23 protein-coding genes and 1 pseudogene are annotated in these 23111 nt (G+C 32.7%); 21 read left to right on the top strand and 3 right to left on the bottom strand.

The features are described from left to right. Positions 1–438 precede the first annotated feature (438 nt). Positions 439–786 (top strand): helix-turn-helix domain-containing protein, encoded by a 348-nt coding sequence (locus tag EKL97_RS13705; protein ID WP_126569087.1) that lies wholly within the window; start codon positions 439–441, stop codon positions 784–786. A gap of 212 nt (positions 787–998) precedes the next feature. Here EKL97_RS13705 and EKL97_RS13700 read toward each other — a convergent pair whose 3' ends face one another. After that, a complete protein-coding gene (locus EKL97_RS13700; protein ID WP_233588594.1) occupies positions 999–1565 on the bottom strand; it encodes a transposase in 567 nt (188 codons plus the stop codon). A 218-nt stretch (positions 1566–1783) separates the two neighbouring features. Between EKL97_RS13700 and EKL97_RS13695 the strand changes: the two genes are divergently transcribed. After that, entirely contained in the window at positions 1784–3091 is a 1308-nt protein-coding gene (locus EKL97_RS13695) for an AAA family ATPase (RefSeq protein WP_126569086.1), read from the top strand. Next, positions 3078–3725 (top strand): RloB family protein, encoded by a 648-nt coding sequence (locus tag EKL97_RS13690; RefSeq protein WP_126569085.1) that lies wholly within the window; start codon positions 3078–3080, stop codon positions 3723–3725. The genes EKL97_RS13695 and EKL97_RS13690 overlap by 14 nt, the downstream gene beginning before the upstream one ends. 223 nt (positions 3726–3948) lie before the next feature. On the opposite strand, the pseudogene EKL97_RS13685 reads toward EKL97_RS13690, so the two are convergent. Then, a pseudogene (locus EKL97_RS13685) lies at positions 3949–4293 on the bottom strand (transposase); the annotation flags it as partial. 142 nt (positions 4294–4435) lie between these two features. Here EKL97_RS13685 and EKL97_RS13680 point away from each other — a divergent pair. The 7 genes from EKL97_RS13680 (at position 4436) to EKL97_RS13650 (ending at position 11656) form a co-directional block, all read left to right on the top strand. Beyond that, a complete protein-coding gene (locus EKL97_RS13680; protein WP_126569084.1) occupies positions 4436–4756 on the top strand; it encodes a hypothetical protein in 321 nt (106 codons plus the stop codon). 150 nt (positions 4757–4906) lie between these two features. Then, positions 4907–6142 carry a GIY-YIG nuclease family protein gene (locus EKL97_RS13675; protein ID WP_126569083.1) on the top strand — a complete coding sequence of 412 codons (1236 nt, stop codon included), beginning with the start codon at positions 4907–4909 and terminating at the stop codon, positions 6140–6142. 57 nt (positions 6143–6199) lie between these two features. After that, positions 6200–6490 (top strand): hypothetical protein, encoded by a 291-nt coding sequence (locus EKL97_RS13670; RefSeq protein WP_126569082.1) that lies wholly within the window; start codon positions 6200–6202, stop codon positions 6488–6490. A gap of 170 nt (positions 6491–6660) precedes the next feature. Next, positions 6661–7494, top strand: a complete 834-nt coding sequence (locus EKL97_RS13665) for a Shedu anti-phage system protein SduA domain-containing protein (RefSeq protein ID WP_126569081.1) — start codon at positions 6661–6663, stop codon at positions 7492–7494. 605 nt (positions 7495–8099) lie between these two features. Further along, a complete protein-coding gene (locus tag EKL97_RS13660) occupies positions 8100–9734 on the top strand; it encodes a GIY-YIG nuclease family protein (protein ID WP_126569080.1) in 1635 nt (544 codons plus the stop codon). 28 nt (positions 9735–9762) lie between these two features. Continuing rightward, complete coding sequence (locus EKL97_RS13655; RefSeq protein ID WP_126569079.1) at positions 9763–10707, top strand: HEPN domain-containing protein; 945 nt, start codon at positions 9763–9765, stop codon at positions 10705–10707. Between the two features lie 82 nt (positions 10708–10789). Further along, positions 10790–11656 (top strand): hypothetical protein, encoded by an 867-nt coding sequence (locus tag EKL97_RS13650; RefSeq protein WP_126569078.1) that lies wholly within the window; start codon positions 10790–10792, stop codon positions 11654–11656. A gap of 51 nt (positions 11657–11707) precedes the next feature. Here the strand turns inward: EKL97_RS13650 and EKL97_RS13645 are convergent, their stop codons facing one another. Then, positions 11708–13378 carry an AraC family transcriptional regulator gene (locus EKL97_RS13645; RefSeq protein ID WP_126569077.1) on the bottom strand — a complete coding sequence of 557 codons (1671 nt, stop codon included), beginning with the start codon at positions 13376–13378 and terminating at the stop codon, positions 11708–11710. Between the two features lie 352 nt (positions 13379–13730). On the opposite strand from EKL97_RS13645, the gene EKL97_RS13640 reads away from it, so the two are divergent. The 11 genes from EKL97_RS13640 to EKL97_RS13595 all read left to right on the top strand — a co-directional run bounded on the left by EKL97_RS13640 (position 13731) and on the right by EKL97_RS13595 (position 23100). After that, complete coding sequence (locus EKL97_RS13640) at positions 13731–14468, top strand: hypothetical protein (RefSeq protein ID WP_126569076.1); 738 nt, start codon at positions 13731–13733, stop codon at positions 14466–14468. Positions 14469–14982: 514 nt separating this feature from the next. Then, the gene (locus EKL97_RS13635) at positions 14983–15654 is read left to right on the top strand and encodes a helix-turn-helix domain-containing protein (RefSeq protein WP_158614937.1); all 672 of its coding nucleotides are present in this window, start codon (positions 14983–14985) and stop codon (positions 15652–15654) included. A 110-nt stretch (positions 15655–15764) separates the two neighbouring features. Next, positions 15765–16970 carry a hypothetical protein gene (locus tag EKL97_RS13630; protein ID WP_126569074.1) on the top strand — a complete coding sequence of 402 codons (1206 nt, stop codon included), beginning with the start codon at positions 15765–15767 and terminating at the stop codon, positions 16968–16970. 135 nt (positions 16971–17105) lie between these two features. Then, the gene (locus EKL97_RS15615; protein ID WP_158614936.1) at positions 17106–17276 is read left to right on the top strand and encodes a hypothetical protein; all 171 of its coding nucleotides are present in this window, start codon (positions 17106–17108) and stop codon (positions 17274–17276) included. Positions 17277–17288: 12 nt separating this feature from the next. Further along, the gene (locus tag EKL97_RS13625; protein WP_126569073.1) at positions 17289–17768 is read left to right on the top strand and encodes a hypothetical protein; all 480 of its coding nucleotides are present in this window, start codon (positions 17289–17291) and stop codon (positions 17766–17768) included. 175 nt (positions 17769–17943) lie between these two features. Continuing rightward, complete coding sequence (locus EKL97_RS13620) at positions 17944–18237, top strand: DUF4134 domain-containing protein (RefSeq protein WP_233588595.1); 294 nt, start codon at positions 17944–17946, stop codon at positions 18235–18237. Positions 18238–18250: 13 nt separating this feature from the next. Continuing rightward, a complete protein-coding gene (locus EKL97_RS13615) occupies positions 18251–18568 on the top strand; it encodes a DUF4133 domain-containing protein (RefSeq protein ID WP_126569071.1) in 318 nt (105 codons plus the stop codon). A 39-nt stretch (positions 18569–18607) separates the two neighbouring features. Next, on the top strand, positions 18608–21076 hold the full coding sequence (locus EKL97_RS13610; RefSeq protein WP_126569070.1) for a TraG family conjugative transposon ATPase: 2469 nt from the start codon (positions 18608–18610) through the stop codon (positions 21074–21076). A 56-nt stretch (positions 21077–21132) separates the two neighbouring features. Then, positions 21133–21834, top strand: coding sequence for a conjugal transfer protein TraI (locus tag EKL97_RS13605; protein WP_126569069.1), 702 nt, complete (start codon positions 21133–21135; stop codon positions 21832–21834). A gap of 4 nt (positions 21835–21838) precedes the next feature. After that, positions 21839–22468 carry a hypothetical protein gene (locus tag EKL97_RS13600; protein ID WP_126569068.1) on the top strand — a complete coding sequence of 210 codons (630 nt, stop codon included), beginning with the start codon at positions 21839–21841 and terminating at the stop codon, positions 22466–22468. Next, on the top strand, positions 22465–23100 hold the full coding sequence (locus EKL97_RS13595) for a TerB family tellurite resistance protein (RefSeq protein ID WP_126569067.1): 636 nt from the start codon (positions 22465–22467) through the stop codon (positions 23098–23100). Before EKL97_RS13600 ends, EKL97_RS13595 begins: the two co-directional genes overlap by 4 nt. Positions 23101–23111: the final 11 nt, after the last annotated feature.

Below are 23111 nucleotides of genomic sequence, written 5' to 3'. Positions count from 1 at the left end.
GGGACAACAAAAGGCAGCTTGCTTTTAGCAGGTATTTAAGGTGGTTTGGCAACGGTTGTACATAAAAAAATCGTTCTCATAATTTATAGGTTATGGTTATGGAACGATGTATTTCTTGGTATGAAGGGTACTTGCAGAAAAAAGCAAGGAGCGGTTTCACACTTTAGGACCGTGGGCGACCAAACCCGTCTTTTAAATCTTTCGATTTAAAAGTTACCACCTAAAGCTAACGTGAGAACCGCTCACATGCCGTATGCAAAAGTAATAAACTTTTTGACATGGAGCGACTTCACGATACTCTCGAGGTAAAATTGGTCGTTTCGGTTCGAGAAAACATCGTTTTAATTATGCCAAAAAAGGCTAATTGTCAATTCGCTAGAACAAATATAATAATAATATTTAAATATCCAACAAGTTGGATATTATATTTCACTTTAAATGGAAAAAACATTTGTATTTCAAACCACTCAATTCGATTTTGAGTTGATAAATCACATTAGAACTTTGAGAAAATCAAAGGGTTTTACTAAGGAAGATTTAAGCCTGGCGATGGGTGTAACAAAAACATTTGTTGGAAATGTTGAATCATTTACTCAACGACACAAATATTCTACGCGTCATATTGCATTATTGGCAAAGGCTTTTGGATATAAAAATATTTCAGACCTGATGAAGTTCCCTACTCCTAAATATGATAAAATTAAAGTAACCGTAAAGCAAACTATGAATGAAAGCGGTACTAAAGCTTTGAGTTCGGAAGTCGTGAAGATTGAGCATTTAAAATAATTATACTATAATTTAAATGCATTTAGGGAAAACCGTAAAGTACTATGAAAATGCTTTTGTATGTTTGGTAGGTGTAGTAAAAAGCTATTTTATGGTACAAGGCAAATTAATTTAGGGACATTATGGCCACTTTGATAAAAACAAGTTAACTGATATTTTTATGATACACGAATTCGAGAGCACAACAGATTTCATAATTGAAGTTGATAAAATTATAGCTGGTAAATACTTTGAACATTATTTTCTTCCAGAGTGTTTAGGTATTCTTGGGTTTTAGTTTCAATATAAGCTAAGTGCTTGTCGATTTTATTTTGATTGAAATTGGCTTTCTTGCTATTGTGGGCTCGGCTTTTGGTACCATCGATAGCAATGGTTTCACATCCTATCAAATCAGCATCTTTCAAGAAGGAAACAAAGAGTTTGAATAGTTTTTTCAGGGCAATGGGATTGTCTTTTCTAAAATCTGAGATGCTGTGGTAATTAGGACGAATGTCTTCTAAAAGCCATTGCATTTCCATGTTTCTCAAACATTCCTTTTCCAGATCTCGACCACTTCTGACTCCGTTGAGATAACCGTATAAGTAGATCTTTAGAAAAACTTTACTATTGAAACTCGGGCGACCTTCGGTCTTGAGCGTTTTTAAAGCAAAATCGAGTTTAGAGAGGTCAATATATTCGACAAAGGCATCTATAAATCGCACCTGATTATCGGGACTTATACTATCTTCTAAACTTGAAAAACGCATTTGTTGGCGGGAAATACCTGTGATATGTTGCATTCCTAAAAATACGAAAAATCTTCTTTTTATACTAATATTTTGTTATATTTGATGATAATACAACGGAGGTTTTTTCACAGACTGACGTTAGCAGTAAGCTTCAAAAATCCTCACAAATAATCAAATTTTGTAATTCATTTACAAATTTTAAGTTAAAATATCTTTTTATAAAAAATTTTAAGTGTACTTTTGTAACTTATTTACAAATAAAACATAAAATGATAGTAAATTTTAGTATTCAAAATTTTGGTTCAATAAAAGAGAAACAAACCCTTTCTTTTGAAGCCGATAAATCGAATCAACTTGAAGATTATTATGTTATACATACAAATGGGTTAAGACTTCTAAAATTAGGCTTAATTTATGGAGCTAATGCGTCAGGAAAAACTACAATTCTGAACGCACTCGATTTTTTAAGAGATATTGTTTTAGAACCGGAAGAAAAAAAGACAGAATCTTTAGATTTTAAACCTTTTCTTCTTGATGCATCTTCAATAAATTTAAATACCATATTGTCAATTGAATTTATTCAAAATGAAACTCGCTATTTTTATGAAGTTGAATTAAATCAAAAGGCAGTAATTAAAGAAACATTAAATCATTATAATCCAAAAAAGTCAAATGTTTTCAAAAGAACAACTGATTTAGAAAAACAATTTACTGAGATTTCTTTTGGCAGCAAAATAAAAAAAGAGAAAACCTTTGAAAAAACTTTAGAATCAAACACACTATGGAATAACACTGTTTTAGGTGGCTTTCTTAAAACAAATATTAAATCTAAAGAACTAAAAGAAGTAACCGATTGGTTTTCTCAATATTTAAAGCCTCTAATTTTAACTAAAACAGAGCTTGATGGCTACGTAACGACTAGAATTAGTAAATCTGAAATAAAAAAAGAAGATATCGTAAATATTCTTAAAAAAGCTGATTTTAATATCTCAAATATTTTAATTCAAGAAGAGGAAGAAGATATTCCAGACGGTCTTATTGAGTTTTTAGAAAAAAGAGTTAAAACACCAAGTGAGCAACTAATTGAATTAAAAAATAAAGGCAAAATAACCTCAATAAATCTAGAGTTTGAACACTTAGTTAATAATAAAAAATACAATTTACCTTTTGATTCGGAATCTCAAGGAACAAAAAGATATTATGGTTTTGCGGGTATATTAAGTTTATTAATCAAAAACTCTATTGCTTTTCCAATTGATGAACTTGAAGCTTCTTTGCATCCTGATTTGTTCGTCCATTTTTTACTTTCATTTTTAGTAAATTCAAAAAAATCTCAAATAATTGCAACAACTCACAATAGAGAAATTTTGAATAATAAAGATATATTCAGAAATGATGCTATATGGTTTACAGATAAAAATGAGAATTGTCAAACGGAATTATATTCTTTAACGGATTTTGATAGTTCAGTAATCAGAGACACGAGTAATATTTACAATGCCTACAAAATTGGTAAACTAGGTGGAGTTCCAAATTTAGGTGATTACTATATCGAAATAAGTAATGAGAAAGAATAGGACAATTCCATTAAAAAGTAAACCAAAATTTGCATTTGTCGTTGATGGTGAATGCGAATTTTGGTATATTCAAATGTTAAAAAGAAACGAAAGACAACTAAACGTTGATTTAAAGCCTGAAATACCACAAAGAAAAAAGCTTTCTGAACTTTATCAAAAAGTTATTGACCTCTCTAAAGATTATGACAAAGTTTTTTGGATTATAGATTTTGACGTAATAAATAGCGAAACTAGATCCTCAAAAAAAGGCACAAAAACAGCGTTACAAGAATTTAAAGAATATTGCTCAACTATTGAAAGTGAGTATGAAAATATTTTTGTCATAATAAACAATCCTTGTTTAGAGTTTTGGATACTATTACACTTTGAAACAACTTCAAAATATTTTGATACTTGTGATGGTGCATCAAAACAACTTAAAAAACATTTAAAGGATTATAATAAATCTCAGCAATATTTCACAAAACAGGATAATGACATTTATCTAAAACTTAAACCATTTTTGAAAATAGCTATTTCAAATGCAAATAAATTTAAGGAATTTGACTTTGAAAATCCTCATACTGCAATTGCTCAAATGCAAACATTTTTTGAAATTAACGAAATTAAAAAATATTTTTCGGAACAACAATAAAAGCCTACTGCTAACAGCCAGGGATTCGTTGCGTGCGTAGCACGAACAATGAAACCCGGGTTGAACGGAACCGATTGTACGTCCGTCAACACTATGCACTTATCGAAAAAAAATTAGAGAGAATTATAAGAGGCAAGCGAGCCTCTTTTTTGTAGCGTGGTTTCAGCTTGGTTTTTTTCGTGTTTTCCATCACTTTTGAACACAAGTTCCCTTACCCATCCCGCTAATTAGCGGGACAGGAATTTGAACTTTGGCTACCACCAAGATACCAAGCAGGTGGACCACGCTGGTCAAAAACTGCTATCCGGTCTAAATTTCCTGTTTTACAACACGGACACTTGGGTAAAAAAGGCTTCTTTTCTACTTTTTCTAAAACTTTCACCTTAAGTTTTTCCTGCAAAAGTTTCTGCTTTTGTCGCTTCCAAGTGCTACTCAAAAAACCGTAATCTCGGATCTTGACAAAACGTTTAGGCAAAATATGCAACGCAAAACGCCTGATGAATTCCTGATGCGTCAGTATCATTTGCTTTTTCATACCCGCCATGCGATAATCCTTGTGCTTAAAAGTTGGATATTCCGGGGCAAACTGAACACCCATTCGGGTTTTAACTGTACAAGTAATTCCGGTTCAAAGTGAACACCTTATTCCGGTTCAAACTGGACAGTTTTAATGATGATTTTTAGTCCTACTTTATGATCAAATCATCAGTATGTCCAATAAAATAATAGGATCAGTTATGATACGAGAAATCATCAGAATGAAAGCCAATGGTCTTTCTAATAGTCAAATTTCCAAAAGCATTGGAAAATCAAGAACAACCATCGTCAAATATCTTGGTGTGATTGAAAATTCTGGGATTTGCTTAAAGGAATTCCTTGAACTCAAAGAGAACGATTTATCGGAACTTTTTGAAGTTTCCAATGAGTTAAATCCTGCCAATAGAGAGCAGATTCACAAAGATTTATACGGACTGTTTTATTTTAATAATCATAAGCGACTTTTGCCACAACGAATTTTAATTGTAGTTTAAATAACATATATTTACTCACTGATTAACCAAATAGAGTTCGTTTAGAGGTTTTTAGACGAACTGACGTTGGAGGCAATTGTTTCGGAATCGATAAGCCGGAAGTTTTATTTTCAAAATTTCATAAAAAGCATAAATTTTAAATCTTTAGTCTTGGAAAAAAATGAATATTATGTTTATGCCCTAATTGACCCACGAAATAGTCAATATTTCTACATTGGAAAAGGAAAAGGAAAAAGATATTTATCACATTTGAAAGCAAATAAATGGGATTTTAACATAACCAAACTTGAAAAAATTAAAGAAATTCAAAAAAGTGGTTTTGATATAAAAATTGAAATCTTATTTCCTAACATTGATGAAGAAACTGCTTTTGAACTCGAAAGAATATTAATTTACAAACTTGGCAGAATAATTCTTTCCGAAGGAATTTTAACAAATATGGTTCCAGGTGGAAAATGGAAAAAAAAAGAATCGGTTTTATATTCTGACGCATTTCAAATTGATTTTGATTTAACAAAATTAGATTTATTTGCTCAAGAGAAATTTTTAAGCATAGATAAAATTTCAAATTTTGACTATCTTGATATTAAAACCAATCAACAAGTAATATACAGATATTCTACAAGTGGCGATTTAGATATTATTGAATCACTAAACTGTTTCCTTTTAGACGGTTTTCAAGGAGATACAATTGAACTTTTAAAAGTTATACGAGAAAATGAATTGCCTGTTTATTTAAGGTCAATTTATTCAAAATATTTTTTTAAAAAGATTTATATATCTAATAAATTGCCATTTGCCGATTTTGATATTATTGATGAGCAGTTCAACAAAGATTTTGACAAACTATATGATGAAAAGGAAAATTTCGAAATAGAGTTAAAAATAAATGGTGTTCAAAGAATGTTTGCTATAAAAGAGAATGATTTAATTACTTTGCATTCCTATTATTCATCAGGAAATAGAAAATCTTTTCGACAAACTAAAAATGACAGAATCCAATATGATTCTTTCGATTGGTTTGAAAATGGCAATCTTAAAATTAAACTCACTTTTAAAGAAAGTCATTCAGGATTTTCAAGAACAACTTATTACGAAAATGGCAATAAATATATCGAAATAAGTAATTTTGATTCAAACAAAACATACGACCGTTGGTTTGAAAATGGAAATAAAGAAGTTGAACTGATCGAAAATATTGGTTATATTTATTACAATGAAATTGGTGTAAAAATTAAAACCGAGCCTTTAGTAAAAAAAACAATTGAACCACAAGAAGAAATGAATCTTGATTTTGCAAAAGAAGAGTTAACTGAAGAAATGAAAATTGAAAAGGCAAAAGCTGATTTAGATTGGTTGGAATATTCCAAAATTATCAATTCATAAGGACAACTGCCTCCAACAGGCGTTGTAAGTAATTTTAACAAAACAATATCAAAAAAAATGGAGTTAAAAGAATTCATTTCGGAATCTATAAAACAAATTACAGATGGTCTTATAGAAGGCCACCAATATATTAAACAAAAATCCCCAGCTTCAGAAGGTATAGAAAGCGGTTATAGAAAAATTCATTTTGATATTGGTGTTCAGTCTAATGAAGGCAATAAAGATGACATTGGTGGCAAAATAACAGTAGCTCAAATTTTTCAAGTTGGAGGCAAAACTGAAAATAGCTCATCAATAATAAATACTAATAGAATTCAATTTGATGTACTTATTGCCATAAATCATTAAAGTTATTTTTGGGCTGAAAGCAATTGATGATCTCGAGGCAAATTCAGTGGAATTACCGTTTTTAATCGTATTTTCGTTATAGTCGAATATACTCGTTTTCAAAACTTACAAACGGCTAGAGGTGTGAGAACATTGTTCTTAGAAAGAAAACGAATACCAAACATTATGTTATGAGTTTATTCCAAAAAAATTATTCTAATTTAAGTAAGGAAGAACTAGCTGCTATTGAAGAATATAATGCGGCAGATTCCAAAGGTACAGACACAGGTTTAAAAGGTTTTAAACTTTTGACTAAGGAAGCCGTAATTACACAAATGAAAGTTCTGTTAAAATTTCCTTTTATTAAAAATTTACAATCCCTTTTTCCTAATCATCATCTTAATTCTTTCCATTTACAAGCAAACAAACTCGGTTATATCAAAAAGCTTCAAAATTTCATTCAACTCGTTGATGATCCAAATATTACAGAAAGAGATATTTTAAATTATATACGAAATGAAGAAGCTCACTTTATAATTAGTTCAGCATTAAAATTTACCGATTTTGGACATCATGATAGATACGTATTCCAAGAAGTTTCTTTACCTCCAAATCATCAAGCAGATTTTTTAGTAGTAGGTAAAAATTCTAATGGTTATCACTTTTTATTATTTGAACTTGAAAATCCTTACAAAGGTATAACCACTAAAGATGGCAGCTTTGGTACAACTATTCGAAAAGGACTAAGTCAGATAGATGACTGGAAAACTTGGATGGATAAGAACTTTACAACTTTGAAAAATGTTTTATTAAAAGTCAAGAATCCTAGCTTAAATTTACCTCCTGAATTTTACGAATATGATAACACACGATTTCAATACGTTGTTGTAGCGGGTAGAAGAGAAAATTTTTCTGAAAAAACATATCGTTTATCCAGAACTATTAAAAGGCAAGGTACGATAGTAATTCATTATGATAATCTTATCGATGAAAGTAAAACTTTAATTGAAGCTGGAAGGTACTAATTAAAACTAGGCACAACAGCTAGGGATTCGTTGCGTGCGCAGCACGAACAATGAAACCCGGGTTGAACGGAACCGATTGTACGTCCGTTAATACTATGGAGTTGTCGTAAAGTTTTTAGAGAGAATGTGAAGAAAATTTAGGGTCCTCTTTTTTTTGGAGTGGTTTCAGCTTGGTTTTTTTCGTGTTTTCCATCACTTTTGAGCATACGTGTCCTTACCCTTAAATTAGTTAATATAGGAATTTGAACTTTGGCTACCGCCAAGATACCAAGCAGGTGGACCACGCTGGTCGAAGATTGCTATTCGGTGTAAATTTCCTGTTTTACAACACGGACACTTGGTTAAAAAAGGCTTCTTTCTACTTTTTCTGAAACTTTTACCTTAAAAACAGTATCTCAGAATACTGGCGTTATATTTTGGGATGTTAAGAGCAATTTTTAACCCTATTTACGGACTGTTTTATTTTAATAATCATAAGCGACTTTTGCCAGAACGAATTTTAATTGTAGTTTAAATAACATATATTTACTCAATGAGTAACAAAATACAGTTCGTTTAGAGGTTTTTAGACGAACTGACGTTAGGCGTCATTATAACAAACCATCGTGAAAGAACATTTAAAAAGACGTATTGAATATTCAAAAGACACTCTTCCAGAAGAAGGGACGCCAGAATATGACTATGTAATTCAACGACTTCTGAAATATGAAAAAGTAAATCCAAATTTAAAGCAGGATATAATAAAGAAAAAAACAGAAGCTGTTAAAACTTGGGAACTTCAAAAATCTAATGGTATAGGATTATTTATGGATTCTGAAATAAGACATTATCTTGGAGAATTCAATTATAGGTCATCGAATTATGGTCATCGAAAAATGCCTTTAATGTTCAATGTGATGGAAGCTTTCTTCACTTTAGATAAGCGCTTAAATTATTGGAGATTATTAGACGAAGAAGATTACTCAATATCCTTTTTTGATTTTATAGATTTTTATACTTCTAACGAATTGAAAAATAATATAAATGAAATAAAAGCAAATTTAGAGGAAGATTTAATTTACAATTTCAATGTCAGTTATGATTTAAAGGAAATAACTTTTAAAACTGATGATGGTAATGAGTTTGTTATTGCTGGTGTTTCAATTGTGAGACGAGGTAATGAAGTAACAATGTTATTTGTTACAGGCCAAATAATAAACACCACCGAAAAAACCAAAGAGTTGATTCCTTTCGAAAAAGGGCATAGAAGTCCCGGAAAAGAACACCTTGAAGTGGCAGAAGATAGAGTTCGGGAAGCAGTCAAATTAAATGATGACCCAAATTTATGGAAAACACTTATTTCTTGCCGCTTTGACTTAGACTCTAACACAATTGACGCAAGATATATTGCCAAGGATGAAGGAACTAACTTTTCAATATTAACTGATGATTTGACTGGATTTATTGTCAATGGAGAATGGAGAGAATCTTCTTCTGAGGAAACTTATAAAAATCTTGCCCAAAAAGTTGAAAACTATAACTCAATTTTTGAATTAGCCAAAGTGTGCTTATTCTTACCAAATTACTTTAACTTTTTCGATGCAGAAATTGAAGAAGAAGATTATGATACCGAAGTAAAATCACTTTTAAAAAGTCCTTTAAGAAAAAGAGAATTCAAAGATGTCGAGAATAAATTTAAAATTCGGAACAAAACACTTTGGATATTAAATAGAAATGAAAAATTTTCATCAGATAGAATAATACTAAAGGATGAAAATTTTAAAATTGAAACATCAGGCTTTTGGAAAAAGTTAAATGACGATGAAGTTGGTATTGATAAAAAAGGAAATGCCATTACTGGAAAAACTTGGGTTAATAAAACTGAAAGTTATTACATAGCAAAGGAAGATGAATTAATTATCGAAAGAAAAAAGTATGCGGGTTTTACCTCAGAAAATGCAGGTAAAATATATATAATGAGAAATGGGAATTTTGGAGAAAATATTTTCAAGATTGGTCTAACGACTAAAACAACTGATGAAAGAGCTCTGCAATTATCTAAAACAAGTGTGCCCGATAGATTTTTTATAATGAGAGAATGGGATGTTAAAGATTGTTTCCTTGCAGAAAAGACAATACATAAATTGCTGGGAAAATACAGGCTGAATAAAAGGAGAGAGTTTTTTCAATTAGATATGAGAATCGCAAATGACGTTATTGATTCAGTAATAGATAAAATTAACCAGAATAACGACGCCTAACCACAATACCTTCACAAACTGATAATTAATGAGACAATTTTTTACTACAATTAAGTTTTTAGAATTGGAGCCCTTCGATGAGGAATTTATTGAATTAATACCAGGAATTAGAATTTTCCAAAGTAAAAATATAACAGAAAAGATTCTAACTGAAGAGAACATGCATATAATTGGTGTGATAGAAACCCAATATATAAAAGATTGTGAAGCTATCTTATATTACGAATTTGAAGACTCTGAAGATAGTTTTAAAGACCTAACTAATTTAGAAATACTGGAAAATATTCTTCAATGGATTGATGATTTATTGAAAAATCTATGGCTACTAAAGGATAATGCAGTTACATGTGATACTGCTTTTTTAATTTACGAATCTGACGGAATTTATGAAGCTTCTAGTTTAAGATTACTATATCAATTTAATACTTCAAGAGGAAAACTTGAAAATATTAGATTAAATAAAAATGAAATTATAGAATTTGCTAAATACCATGATAGTGTAGAATGCTATTTTCACAAAAAAAAATCAGGGTCACTAAAATTTATGCTTAGTAAAAATTTTAGCCGAATAAGTAGAGGCTTACTATTTGTAAAACAAGCAAGAGAAGCTAGAAATCTTGCTTACAAAGTTTCAAATTATTGCTCCGCTTTAGAAACTGTCTTTTCAACAGATAGTGCAGAATTATCACACAAACTTTCAGAACGAATAGCATATTTTTTGAAAGATGATTTTAAGAAATTGGATACATTTAAATTAATTAAAAAAGCATATAATATAAGAAGCAAATTAACGCATGGTGACACTTTGGATATTAAACAAATTGAAGTTTTAGATGATATATCATATGAAATTGATATAATTATACGATTTTGTTTTAATAGGATTCTTAAAGATGAAACTTTGCTTCTTACATTCGATTCGTCGAATAATATAATAGATAATTATTTTGAAAACATAATTTTCGGTCAATAGTACTGTGTCTAACGCTTGCTACAATTCAACTGCAGAATCAAGAATTTAACGCAATTCTCAATCAAAAAATGGCTTTAAAGATATGATACCGGAAAAAATACAAGCGTTGTTTAACTTCATAAGTTATTTAGAAAAAAATAAAAGAGTATATATTGAAGAGTATATTCCACTTTGCAATGAATTAAAAAATCTAGATAATCAGAGAAACGAGTTAAATCCTAATGAAAACTATATTAGCAAACAACAATACGACAAAATTCAAAATGAAATAGAAGAAAAATTTTCATCTATTTTATCTAATATATATACTCCTATCACAATCAAACTTAAAGAATTAGGAATTTGGTCTGGTGATGAAGCTTATTCAAGTATTTGGAATAATAATATTTCTGCAATTTTTGATTTTAAAAGAAGTTTCACATCAGAAGATATTCTACAAGTAATACAGTATAAACAAAAGTATTTGAGCTTTAGAGCAGAAACAAATACTGATTTTCTTTGCTTATCATTTGTTTTTCAAAGTTTAGATGAGACTTTTAAAGAACTTTTTGATTTTTTCAACAACACTAATGAAAATGAATTTGACAGCTTTGAAACAAAAACCATTAAAGTTAATAGTATGGAAGAGGCTGTAAACGGTTTAAAAGAAAACAGAAAAGGAAATGTAAAGTTTTCTATTCCTACAAAAACTTTTTTTAGTGATAATCCAAAAAAACAAATACAAACTAGTACTACGAAAGTAAAAAACAAAATATTTATGGGAGATAAAATAAAAACTGGTAACATCACTAATACTAGCGGTCAAATTTCCATTGGTAAAAAGAATACGATTAAAACCAACGGTAATGATGAAATGGTAAAAAAATCATTTAATTGGCAAAAATGGGGAATAATAACAGGGACTATTCTTGCTATAATAGCAACAATCATCACAATAATCGTTTCGTAATGACGAATATAAAATCGAAAAAAATTACAGGGTAAGCCCTATGATTACAATTTATTGCTCTTTTAAAAGTTCCTCGATAAAGTATGATGTTGGCATCTTGGCTCTTGAAAAAAAAGCAGTAGCAAAACGTTGTGTACTGCTAAACCCAACTTCTTCTGCTAGTGCTTTATTTGTATAATTTCTCAACATCTTATCTTCTTTCAATAAGATAATCAAATAATCTACTTTTAGGTCATTGAGATAATCTACAAATTTTTTATCTCGGTAATGGGATATTATTTTTGAAATATACCTTGTGTTTGAATCAAAGGCTACGGCAAGCTTTGCCAGCGTCAAATCTTTTTCCAGAAATTTTTTATCCTTTTCAAATTTCTCCAATTGCTTTAAGATCGCTGCTACCGTATCTTGATTTATGTCTTCTATTCCATTAGCTATATTTTTGGATTCAACTTTAGTGACAGCTTCACTTTTTTTCATCAAATCATCAAATCTTTGTCTATAGACTCTCTTGTTTCTAATATGTCTATAGATAAGAAACAATACAGATAAAAATAAAAAGACTATTACACTTGTAAAAATGAAATCGTTATACTTTCTCTTATTGAATATCTCTTCTATTTTTTTCTTCTGTGTCAACAATTCTTTTGTGTCGTATTCTTTGTGAATTTTACTAGACAGATATTGGTATTTATAGTGTAAAATACTGTCTGCTTTAAGTAGTTTTTCAATATAGTAAAGTTGGAGATTCAGATTGTTTTTTGATTTAAAAAAGCTGATCAATAATTCATAGTTTTCACGAAGATCAGGACGAATGTAGCCTTTATTGTCAAAAATCGTATCTACTTTTTTGAAATACGGTACCGCCATTTGGGGTTTCTTAAGATCCCAATAGCTTTTTCCAATATAGAAATACCCAACAGCTTCATTTGCGAAATCCTTCTTTTTACGTATGGCTGGTAGCGAATAGGTTATTTTTTTAATAGCTACGTCATAATTGCCTCGAAAATACTGATTAATACCTTCCGAGTGAATGAAGTAGTTTTTCATTTCATCATTAGCCAATCTTCCCCCTTCTACAATGCCCTTATCATTTGTTTCCGTACACAATCCGTAATTGCCAATACGGTTATAGCACAAACCAAGAGAATGAAGTGAATTTAAATAAGCCCTATCATTGTTTTCTTTAAAATAACTGATGCATTCCCCAAATAAAGAAATCGCCTCGTCATAAAATCCGAGATAGTATTTTATATTCGCAATATTGTATTTTACCTTGTAGATTAAATATTTGTTATTGGTCTTGGAAATAAAATTATTTGCGATAAGATAATTATCTAAAGCAAAATTATGTTTTTTCTGAGCATAGTATACGATTCCCTTTGATAGATAGGCTGAGCCTATCAAAGCGTTGTCCCTCGACTTCTTCGCTGTATAGATCATACTGTCAGCATACACCAGTTTTAAATTTTCTGGTGAGCGACGGAGATAATTTTTATAGCCATTTACGATCTCCTCCGAATTTTTTTCTGATTTAGCTTTCGATAAAAAGGATTGCAGGTAAAGCGACTGTTTAACCTGGTCATTTTCTGATTCCTTTATCCGTTCAAAGAGATAATCATAATCCTTATTTCGAATCGTATCAGGAATTTTAAAATGGATTTCCTGCGCGCAAATTTGATCTCCCCAGCAAAGAGAGAGTAAAAAAAGATACTTTTTAATCATAGGTCAAATTAAAATGAGAGACTATTTCTTCGGAAAAACCTTTTTTGGAGCCAAGTAATTGGCTTATTAAAGAGTCATAGAATATTTTATTAGAAATTACCTCAAATATAACATAAACAATTAATAATGAGTGCTTTTTTTTACAAAAAACAGGGTATGGATTTTCATAAAATCCATACCATAAATTATGAAAATCCATACACAAGGTGTTGCGTGGTTGAAATTCGACTTCTAGATTTGTCTCGAATTCAAAAGCAAAAACATTAAGCATCGTGCTAAATTAAAGTTCTGCTTACCCGGGTGAAATGAACTGACTACAAAAGTAGTCGGACACATTTAACACATTTCAATCATGAAAAACATTTCATTAGGATTAGTGATTTTATCATTGCTAATCGTCTCTTGTACCACTGAATCCATTGATAATACTGAAAGTATTAATGGCAAGGTTAGCAGCAAGAAATCAGAAAAATCAGTACGTTTGGTGCAAAACTTGACCCCAGAAAACCCAGCAAACATTTATGACCTTGCAGGTAAGTTACATAATGACATCCTTGACGTTTATTTGACCGGTAATTATCAGTATAATACAATAGCACAAATCAGCCAACAAGTCGAAGCCATCGCAGCTGAGAATAACGATCTAGTACTTTTAACCGTAGGAACAAATCTGCCCAATAATCTTGATGTAATACAAGAAATCGTAGATAATCCTCACGCTAAATTAGAAGAAGCTATTGCAAATTCTACAATGACAAATGTAGCAAAAGGCAGTCTTTCCAGTTTTATGAATGATGTGGTTTTATGGAAAAACGATGAATATGGAGCCATTTATCAATCTATAATTTCATATGAATCATCTGTGATGACTAATCCTCAATTTAATAACGAGGATAAGAGAATTATCCTCACCACTTCATCTATAGTCAGGTATTCACTCTACTACTCCAAGGGGCGCAAAGATGAGGATTGGGACTCCTCTGTCGGCAACCGTGTTGGAGGACTTAGTGGTGCTATTAATAATTCATCTATTGCGATAACGAGGTCACTTGTAACAGGAATTATGATAAATAATCTTGTACCGTACTAATGATGCATTACATCTATCCCTTTGAAAAGGAAATAGCATACACGTTTACCGTGTTTTTGATTCTCTTCAATATAGTTTGCCTTTATTTCATCATAGACCTATTATCATATGATGAAATAATTGGCTACCTCATAAATGGCGAGATAAAAAGTGATAACCCGCGGAATCTGGCCTACTTACTTTTTGTGAGTGGTATGTCAAATCTACTTTTTATTTCCGTCTCATTGATGGCCGGGTTACTACCTAAGTAAACGCTCAAGCCACTTAAACCAAAGTAAAGTTTATTTAACTGATTGCAATTATAATTCTATAAAAGAGTATTGTTTTGGTAAGTAAAAATTCAAAATATCGCCATTTAGGTTTGCAAGTCTACATTTTCGAAAGCTTTACATCTAAAATAGCTTTTAGTGAGCTACTTATGCTGGATCGTTTTTCTATACTGATCGTAAATTCTGGTTCTTTATCTCTACGGATAAATAATAGAAAAGTTACTGTCTTTGAAAATGAGCTGTTAATGGTTCCAATGCGAAGTTCATGTGAAATTTTGATTATGAGCGACCAATTGCGAATTTGCCTGCTATCATTCACGCCAGAGTTTGCTTTTGAGAATAGTATTAGGAGACCTCATATTGGATATTTTGAATTTTTTATTACCAAATTATCTTCCAAAATCTTTCTCAAGAACAAAGATGTGGTATTACTAATTGATCTGTTTAAATTACTTAATAGTAAAATGCTGCGTTCCAGCATCCATATTTTTAAAAATGAGACAATCCTTTTTAGTTTTAATCTGTTACTGTATGAATTAGCAGAAATGTATCACAGATCTTCTTGGCATATATCCGTAAAACACACGAAAAAGGAAAAACTGGTCATGCAATTTATTACGATTTTAGAAATGAATTGCAGAAAACAACATAGTGTAAAATTCTATGCGGATACTTTATTGGTCACGACAGACCATCTTAGCAAAACTGTCAAACAAGTTACCGAAAAAACTGCGAAGCAATTTATTGAGCAGGCCATTGTACTGGAGGCAAAAATTTTGCTTCAAAACAACCATTTAACCATTTTATATATTACAGAAGAATTGCAATTCAGCAATTCTTCTTTTTTTAGTACTTTTTTTAAAAGACATACTTCCCTATCCCCTTCTGAATATCGTTTAAGATTAAATTTTCATTGAATACTATGCAATACATGTTTTGATCGGGTTATAAATGTTCTATAAGCATTGATTTAGAGTACTGTCGATCTATGATCGAGAGAAATATTTACTAAGTAAAAGTAAAAAACATGACTCAAACCTATCTTTTAGAGTGGCTGGATTCGATGGTAACGTCGACTCTTAATCCGAGAAAAAATGATGTTGATCAAATTACGTTAGTTCAGTCAAAAACGATTATTGAAAAAGCTACCCAAGAAACACAATTGATCCAGTCACAAATTACAATTCAGGTTTTCTCCCTAAATAAAGAAAAGCAAATTAAGGTACTTGTTGGTAATTATCATTCCGCCTTAATTATCCTTTTGGATAATTTAATAGCAAATCTTGATGCTATTAATCTTGAAACAGATGACTTAAAAGAGGTTGCAGACACTTTGCTTTCATGTCTGGACGAACTACTCACATTCATTGAATCGAGATTCGCCAACTTTTTAAGTCTGGATTCCAGAATGCCTGCTACCTACCTTGCCATTTCAAAAAAGAAAATAAAACTAAAGTTAGACAAACTAAAAAACAGTTCGATTTCTAATGCCCATGATGAAAAGGTTGTAGATATTGTTTTTGCAAATCTGTATTCTTTCGCCAATTCAAAGAAGAATAGAGAGGTCACTTTCCGGCAAATGATGTACAGAAAGCAATTGATAAAAGAATTAGAATCTTTGAAAATACTAAAGAAAGAAGAAAACACCTCTTCTACATTAGAAGCCCTTTTGATTTATATGAACTTTAATAGCCGAACCTTCATCGGTTTTTATATACAGTCTATAACAGACAAGATCAGTACTTATGAAACTCCCATTGAAAAGATCGAGAACTTGTTGTTTTATTTTAAAGAATTCAATCAGAGTCAAATCAAAGAGGACGTAATATTAAATCCACATCACCAAAATTTGAAAAAAGTTTTAGGCGATTGGTTCGAACAAGAAATCATTTATCTTGAAAAACAACAGCATCTTTCCCTTACTCCATTGCAAAGTCTGAGCAAAAAACCATATAAAAGTACTTTGGTCAATAGAACCGAGGATAAAATTTTATGCAGATTATCAACCGATCAGACCGCACTTATCCTACGTGCTTCGAATGAGTTAAAAATTCTCATCTCGAAATCCATGAATCACGTCTTCAAAACAATAGTTCCCTATTTGTCGACACCACACAAGAATATACTTTCTTACGATTCCATGCGCAGCAAATCGTATGTAGCTGAAGAGCGAGACAAGGAACTGGCTATTGAAGCATTACAGCACATAATAAAAAAAATACAGTCGTATTAACGTCTCCTAAATTGATGCACAATTTCTTGGTTTTCTTCCAAATTCAAACTTGTTTGAAGAAGTAAAATTAGAATTTTAGTTGTTTAACTGAAGTTCTAAAAATTTTATTTTGCTCTTTTTTTTTAAAAAAACTCTTTGCTACGTGTCGATTTTACTGAGGGTCCAAGAGATCCAGCTTGGGATACAACAAAAAGTTGGACTTGTGACGATTTGTTGTCTATCGTTTCTTTGCGCTGTAATGATGAACATCCGGATTTGGAAAACTTTCCATTAAACGGATTGCAAAGAACTAATGTAAAACGATAAAATGAAGAAAGTATGTTTACAAACATTTCATGGGGCAATTATATAGTTGTAGTTGTCCTGCTATTGGCAAGTTGGTATTTATTTGTTGGATTGCGATTTTATTTTGATGACATCAAAGAAATCGTGACAGGAAAGCGGAAACTTCAATTCTGCAGATTAGGAAACACAAATTACCAAGAACCTCAATCCGAATTAAATTATCTGGATTTTGAAATTAATACATCGGAATCTGTTGCATCGGATACTATCTTCCATGAAGTAGATGGACTAGTGAAACAATTAAAAAATGTGATTACCGATGCGGCTCAAAGAAAGCTGATTAAACAGGAATTCCAGGATTATATGCGATTAGCTCTCATAGCATATCCATTGTTAAAGGATTCTCCTTACCGCTCCTCTGTCGATGAATTAATTGTTTCTGAATGCGAAAAACAGGGAGTTATACTTTTGAGTCAGCAGGAGGTGGAAGCCTTATGGGATGAAAAAAGCTAATACAAGATTGCGGAGGAAATACCCCTGTCCGTCTCATGCGGTATGGTTTTAGGTGACAGGAAAGAGGTATTGAGACAGTGGTAAAACCTCCGCTTTTTTATCTAATTATTTGAATTTAAAATAATGTGTTATGAAAAAGTGTCTCTGGAATTTTAGAAAATTCATTAAACAAAAAATGGGTGTTGCCATTATCGCTTTGGTAGTGCTAAGCGTTAGTTATCATGCCTATGCCCAAGACGGCGTTGCAGGAATTAATGAGGCCAATCAACTGGTGCGAAGCTACTTTGATGCAGGGACCGAACTAATGTATGCTGTTGGTGCCATATTGGGATTAATAGGTGCAGTCAAGGTATATCAAAAATGGAATGCGGGTGATCCTGATACCGGAAAAGTTGCTGCGGCATGGTTTGGCAGTTGTGTTTTTCTGGTAGTAGTTGCCACAGTAATTAAATCCTTCTTTGGTATTTAAACTCATAACAACCATGTCAAATAGTGTATATCAAATCAACAAAGGAATTAACCAAAGTATTGAATTTAAAGGGTTAAAGGCACAATACATCTGGTATTTGGGTGGAGGTGTCATTGTTCTTATGATTCTGTTTGCTACAATGTACATTGCAGGTTTACCCTCAATAGTCTGTGTAGGGATTATTGGCGTTTCAGGAGTATTATGGGTTTTAAAAACATACAAGATGAGCCAGAAATACGGCGAACATGGGATGATGAAAGCCTTGGCTAAAAGGCAGGTTCCAAAAGCAATCAGAGTTCAAAGCAGAAAAGTTTTCAAAATGCAAAAATAGCATTTGGACAAAATTACTAACAGGTAAATAAAGAGGATGATGGAAAAGATGATAGATGATATTTTACCGATTATGGATGTGGAGCATGACTGCATCCTGTCCAAACAGGGTGACGTGACAGTAGTATTCAAGGCAGAGTTGCCTGAGATATTTACCTTGTCGGATCAGGAGTATGAAGCATTCCATCAGACATGGCTCAAAGCAATAAAGTTGCTACCCAAGTTTAGCGTGTTCCATAAACAGGATTGGTTTATCGACAGTAAGTATCAAGCGGACTTTACCAATGAGGACAATAGTTTCCTAACCCGTAGCAGTGAGCGTTTTTTTAACGAGCGTCCTTTTCTGGATCATTCGTGCTACATTTTCCTGACCAAAAAACCGTCCGGCAGAAAAACATCCAGTTCCTTATTCTCTAATTTACTAAGGAATTCAATAGTTCCAGAAGAAACACTAAAGGCACAACTGCGTCAGGAATTTATTGACAGTACCGGACAATTTGCACGAATCTTAGAAGACAGTGGTTTCGTAAAATTGACACGCCTTGGAAATGATGAACTCCGAAGCCACAGCAGAAAGATTGGGATTATAGAACGGTACTGCTTTCTTTCTGAAAAGGAAAATTCGTTTGTTTTTAAAGATATCGCTTTCAATGACGGGTTACAGGTTGGCGACAAACATTGCCAAATTTATACACTGGGTGATGCAGCGGACTTGCCTGCCCTTTGCGGTTCCAGAATTAATTATGACCGATATTCCACGGATAAGACCAAGTTTAGTATCGGTTTTGCCTCAACACTAGGTCAATTGCTTTCCTGCAACCACATTTACAACCAGTATATTTTTATAGAAGATTTCCAAAAAACGTTGCAGAAACTGGAAAGCAAAAGATTGCGGTTACAGTCTTTATCGGCTTACAGTAGAGAGAATCTCATTGCGCGTGATGCTACTAATGATTTTCTCAATGAGGCTATTAGCCAGCAACGGTTACCTGTCAAGGCACATTTCAATGTATTGGTATGGACTGACGATAAAGAGGAACTGAAAGACCTGAAGAACAAAGTTTCTTCTGCACTGGCGCAGATGGATGCGGCCGCTAAACAGGAAACCGTGGGCGCTGCACAAATTTTTTGGGCGGGTATTCCTGGAAACTCGGCAGACTTTCCAATGAATGACACCTTTGATACGTTTGCAGAACAAGCCACCTGCTTTCTGAATTTAGAAACGGGTTATCGTTCTTCCCTTAGTCCAATTGGAATCCGATTAGGAGACCGTTTGACGGGAAAACCAGTTCATGTGGATATTAGTGATGAACCAATTAAGATGGGGATTTGTACCAATCGAAACAAATTTATTCTGGGGCCTTCTGGTAGCGGAAAATCCTTTTTTACCAATCACATGGTCAGGAGCTACTATGAGCAGGGAACACATATAGTTCTTGTTGACGTCGGCCACAGCTACAAAGGATTGTGCGATATGGTGGGTGGTTATTATTTCACTTATGATGAAAAAAATCCAATACGATTCAACCCATTCTATATCAGCGAGGGAGACACCTTGGATACAGAGAAAAAAGAAAGTATCAAAACTTTGCTACTGGCTTTATGGAAAAAAGACAATGAAACATTCAATAGAAGTGAATATGTGGCATTATCCAATGCGTTACAACTCTATTATGAAAAACTAGATGCCAATCCCGATTTGTTTCCCTGTTTCAATACTTTTTACGATTTTCTGAAAGGTGATTTTGTAAAAATATTAGAAGGTGATAAGGTTAAGGAAAAGGATTTTGATGTAAACAATTTCCTTTATGTACTTCGTCCATATTATCAGGGAGGTGAATTTGATTATCTACTCAATGCTACCGAAAATCTCGAATTGTTGAAAGAACGATTTATCGTTTTTGAGTTGGATAACATTAAAGATCATCCGATACTTTTTCCAGTCGTGACTATCATTATTATGGAGGTCTTTATCAGTAAGATGCGAAAGCTTAAAGGTGTCCGTAAAATGATTCTTATTGAAGAAGCTTGGAAAGCCATTGCCAAAGAAGGGATGGCAGAATACATTAAATATCTATTCAAGACGGTGCGAAAATTCTTTGGTGAGGCAATAGTTGTTACACAGGAAGTGGAGGATATTATTTCCTCTCCGGTGGTAAAGCAAGCTATTATTAATAACAGTGATTGCAAAATATTGCTCGATCAGAGTAAGTACCAAAATAAATTTGAGCAAATTCAGGAACTACTGGGACTTACAGAAAAGGAAAAAGCACTGGTGCTTTCGGTAAACAAAGCCAATGACCCGGAAAAAAAATACAAGGAAGTATTTATCTCCTTGGGAGGAATGCTATCGAAAGTATATCGTACCGAAGTATCCCTTGAAGAGTACCTCGCCTACACCACCGAAGAAACTGAAAAAGTAAAAGTACAAGCTTACACTAAAAAATTTGATGGCGACATCAAAAAAGGGATAGCGGCACTGGCTAATGATTTGCGGACCCAGGCTTGATGATGAAAGTTGAACATCGCAGAATAAATAAGAAACGCACACTAAAATACAGAATTATGAAAGCAAAGAAAAAAATGATGTTTTGCCTGCTGTGCCTGCTACTCCTAAGCACTCCTGCAAGACCGGCAGCAACCGTTGCGGCTTTTCCAATAATTGGATTGATTAAAGAGGTAGTAATAAAAGTCATATTAGCAATTGATCTGCGGATCCAAAGGCTGCAAAACAAAACGATATGGTTGCAGAATGCCCAAAAGAAATTAGAAAATATGCTCTCTAAACTAAAACTAGATGAGATATCAAATTGGACCCAGAAGCAAAAAGACTTATACAAAAATTACTATGATGAACTGATGAAGGTCAAATCCATCATTACCTATTACCAGCGCATCAGGGACATCACCCAAAAGCAGGTACGTCTTGTGCATGAGTACGAAAGGGCTTGGAGCCTATTTCAGCAAGACAATCATTTTAATGTGGACGAATTGGTCTATATGCAAAAAGTATACTCAGGCATATTGAATGAAAGCATGAAAAACATTGATCAGATCTTTTTAATCCTTGATTCATTTAGCACACAGATGAGCGATGCCAAAAGACTTGAAATCATCAATGCCGCAGCGAATCATATTGATGCCAACTTCGATGATCTTATGTTGTTCAATAGGCAAAATATACTCTTAAGCTTGCAAAGAGCGAAAACAAAAAATGACGTGGATGCTGTTAAGAAATTTTATGGAATTCCATTCTTAAAACCTTAAAATCATGAGAAAAATAGTTTTATTCCTGCTCTTTACAGGATTCTTAAGTGGAAATAGTTACGCACAGGCAAAACAAAGAGAAGCACTCCTGAAACAAATTGCCGCCCTTCAAATCTACATAGGCTATGCTCAAAAAGGGTATTCCGTTGCTAAAAAAGGACTCAATACCATAGGAGATTTCAAACGTGGAGAATTTAATCTTCACACTGATTATTTCAATTCACTCAAAACAGTTAATCCGAAAATAAAAAAGTATGCAAGGGTTGCTGAAATTATAGCCCTTCAGGTAAAGATTATAAAAAGTTACGGTATCATTTACGGACAAATCCAACAAGATGATTTATTCCACGGGGATGAAGTGGATTATATCAAACGGGTATTCGATCGCCTAATTGAAAATTGTGACGACAATTTAGAAGAACTCATCACAATTGTAACCGACGGACAGCTCGAAATGAAAGACGATGAGCGAATGAAACGAATCGATGCAATCTATCAGAACATGCTGGAAAACCACACTTTTTGTGAGAGTTTCAGTAATCAAACCAGATTGATGTCCCTGTCAAAGACTACCGACACTAAAGAGGTAAAAACCAGCCGTGCCTTGCATGGCATTAACACTGATTTACCATGAAAAAAATACTAATTATAGGAATTGTGATTATCGGTTTATTGTTACCGTCGAAGGTAACAGCCCAAGCACAGGAAATGCAGCAATTGATTTTAAACCTAGAAAAGCTAGCCCAATTCAGGCAGATTCTCAAGGATATGAAAAAGGGCTATGAAATTCTTAATGGCGGTTATAATACGGTAAAAAAAATATCTCAGGGAAATTTTAGCCTTCATGAAACATTCCTTGATGCACTCATGCAGGTAAGTCCAACGATTCGAAATTACAGACGTATTGGTGATATCATCAACTATCAGCTGCTTTTGGTAAAGGAATATAAGGCTGCATTTAACCGTTTCAAAAACGGTGGGAATTTCAATCCCGATGAGATTGCCTATCTCGAAAGGGTGTACGATACTCTTTTTAAGCAGAGCCTCAGAAACCTTGATGAGTTGACGTCGGTTATTACCGCCAATAAACTCCGGATGTCCGATGATGAACGATTGGCAGCAATTGATAAAATTTATGCTGATATGCAGGATAAGCTTTTGTTCCTGCGAAGCTTCAACAACAATACTTCAGTGTTAGTGATACAGCGTTCAAAAGAGCGCAATGATGTGAATGCAATGCGTAACATTTACAAAGTAAATAACTAAATACCCACTCA

The organism is Flavobacterium sp. LS1P28, assembly GCF_003970335.1.
Classification (GTDB): Bacteria; Bacteroidota; Bacteroidia; order Flavobacteriales; family Flavobacteriaceae; genus Flavobacterium.
Note: the sequence above shows the minus strand (reverse complement) of the source record. Positions and strands in the feature narration are given on the sequence as shown.

Bases quoted from the DNA above. Each gene is read 5' to 3' on its own strand.
- EKL97_RS13705 (WP_126569087.1), top strand. From the start codon at position 439: ATGGAAAAAACATTTGTATTTCAAACCACTCAATTCGATTTTGAGTTG.
- EKL97_RS13700 (WP_233588594.1), bottom strand. From the start codon at position 1,565: ATGCAACATATCACAGGTATTTCCCGCCAACAAATGCGTTTTTCAAGT.
- EKL97_RS13695 (WP_126569086.1), top strand. From the start codon at position 1,784: ATGATAGTAAATTTTAGTATTCAAAATTTTGGTTCAATAAAAGAGAAA.
- EKL97_RS13690 (WP_126569085.1), top strand. From the start codon at position 3,078: ATGAGAAAGAATAGGACAATTCCATTAAAAAGTAAACCAAAATTTGCA.
- EKL97_RS13680 (WP_126569084.1), top strand. From the start codon at position 4,436: ATGTCCAATAAAATAATAGGATCAGTTATGATACGAGAAATCATCAGA.
- EKL97_RS13670 (WP_126569082.1), top strand. From the start codon at position 6,200: ATGGAGTTAAAAGAATTCATTTCGGAATCTATAAAACAAATTACAGAT.
- EKL97_RS13665 (WP_126569081.1), top strand. From the start codon at position 6,661: ATGAGTTTATTCCAAAAAAATTATTCTAATTTAAGTAAGGAAGAACTA.
- EKL97_RS13655 (WP_126569079.1), top strand. From the start codon at position 9,763: ATGAGACAATTTTTTACTACAATTAAGTTTTTAGAATTGGAGCCCTTC.
- EKL97_RS13650 (WP_126569078.1), top strand. From the start codon at position 10,790: ATGATACCGGAAAAAATACAAGCGTTGTTTAACTTCATAAGTTATTTA.
- EKL97_RS13645 (WP_126569077.1), bottom strand. From the start codon at position 13,378: ATGATTAAAAAGTATCTTTTTTTACTCTCTCTTTGCTGGGGAGATCAA.
- EKL97_RS13640 (WP_126569076.1), top strand. From the start codon at position 13,731: ATGAAAAACATTTCATTAGGATTAGTGATTTTATCATTGCTAATCGTC.
- EKL97_RS13635 (WP_158614937.1), top strand. From the start codon at position 14,983: ATGGTTCCAATGCGAAGTTCATGTGAAATTTTGATTATGAGCGACCAA.
- EKL97_RS13630 (WP_126569074.1), top strand. From the start codon at position 15,765: ATGACTCAAACCTATCTTTTAGAGTGGCTGGATTCGATGGTAACGTCG.
- EKL97_RS13625 (WP_126569073.1), top strand. From the start codon at position 17,289: ATGTTTACAAACATTTCATGGGGCAATTATATAGTTGTAGTTGTCCTG.
- EKL97_RS13620 (WP_233588595.1), top strand. From the start codon at position 17,944: ATGGGTGTTGCCATTATCGCTTTGGTAGTGCTAAGCGTTAGTTATCAT.
- EKL97_RS13615 (WP_126569071.1), top strand. From the start codon at position 18,251: ATGTCAAATAGTGTATATCAAATCAACAAAGGAATTAACCAAAGTATT.
- EKL97_RS13610 (WP_126569070.1), top strand. From the start codon at position 18,608: ATGGAAAAGATGATAGATGATATTTTACCGATTATGGATGTGGAGCAT.
- EKL97_RS13605 (WP_126569069.1), top strand. From the start codon at position 21,133: ATGAAAGCAAAGAAAAAAATGATGTTTTGCCTGCTGTGCCTGCTACTC.
- EKL97_RS13600 (WP_126569068.1), top strand. From the start codon at position 21,839: ATGAGAAAAATAGTTTTATTCCTGCTCTTTACAGGATTCTTAAGTGGA.
- EKL97_RS13595 (WP_126569067.1), top strand. From the start codon at position 22,465: ATGAAAAAAATACTAATTATAGGAATTGTGATTATCGGTTTATTGTTA.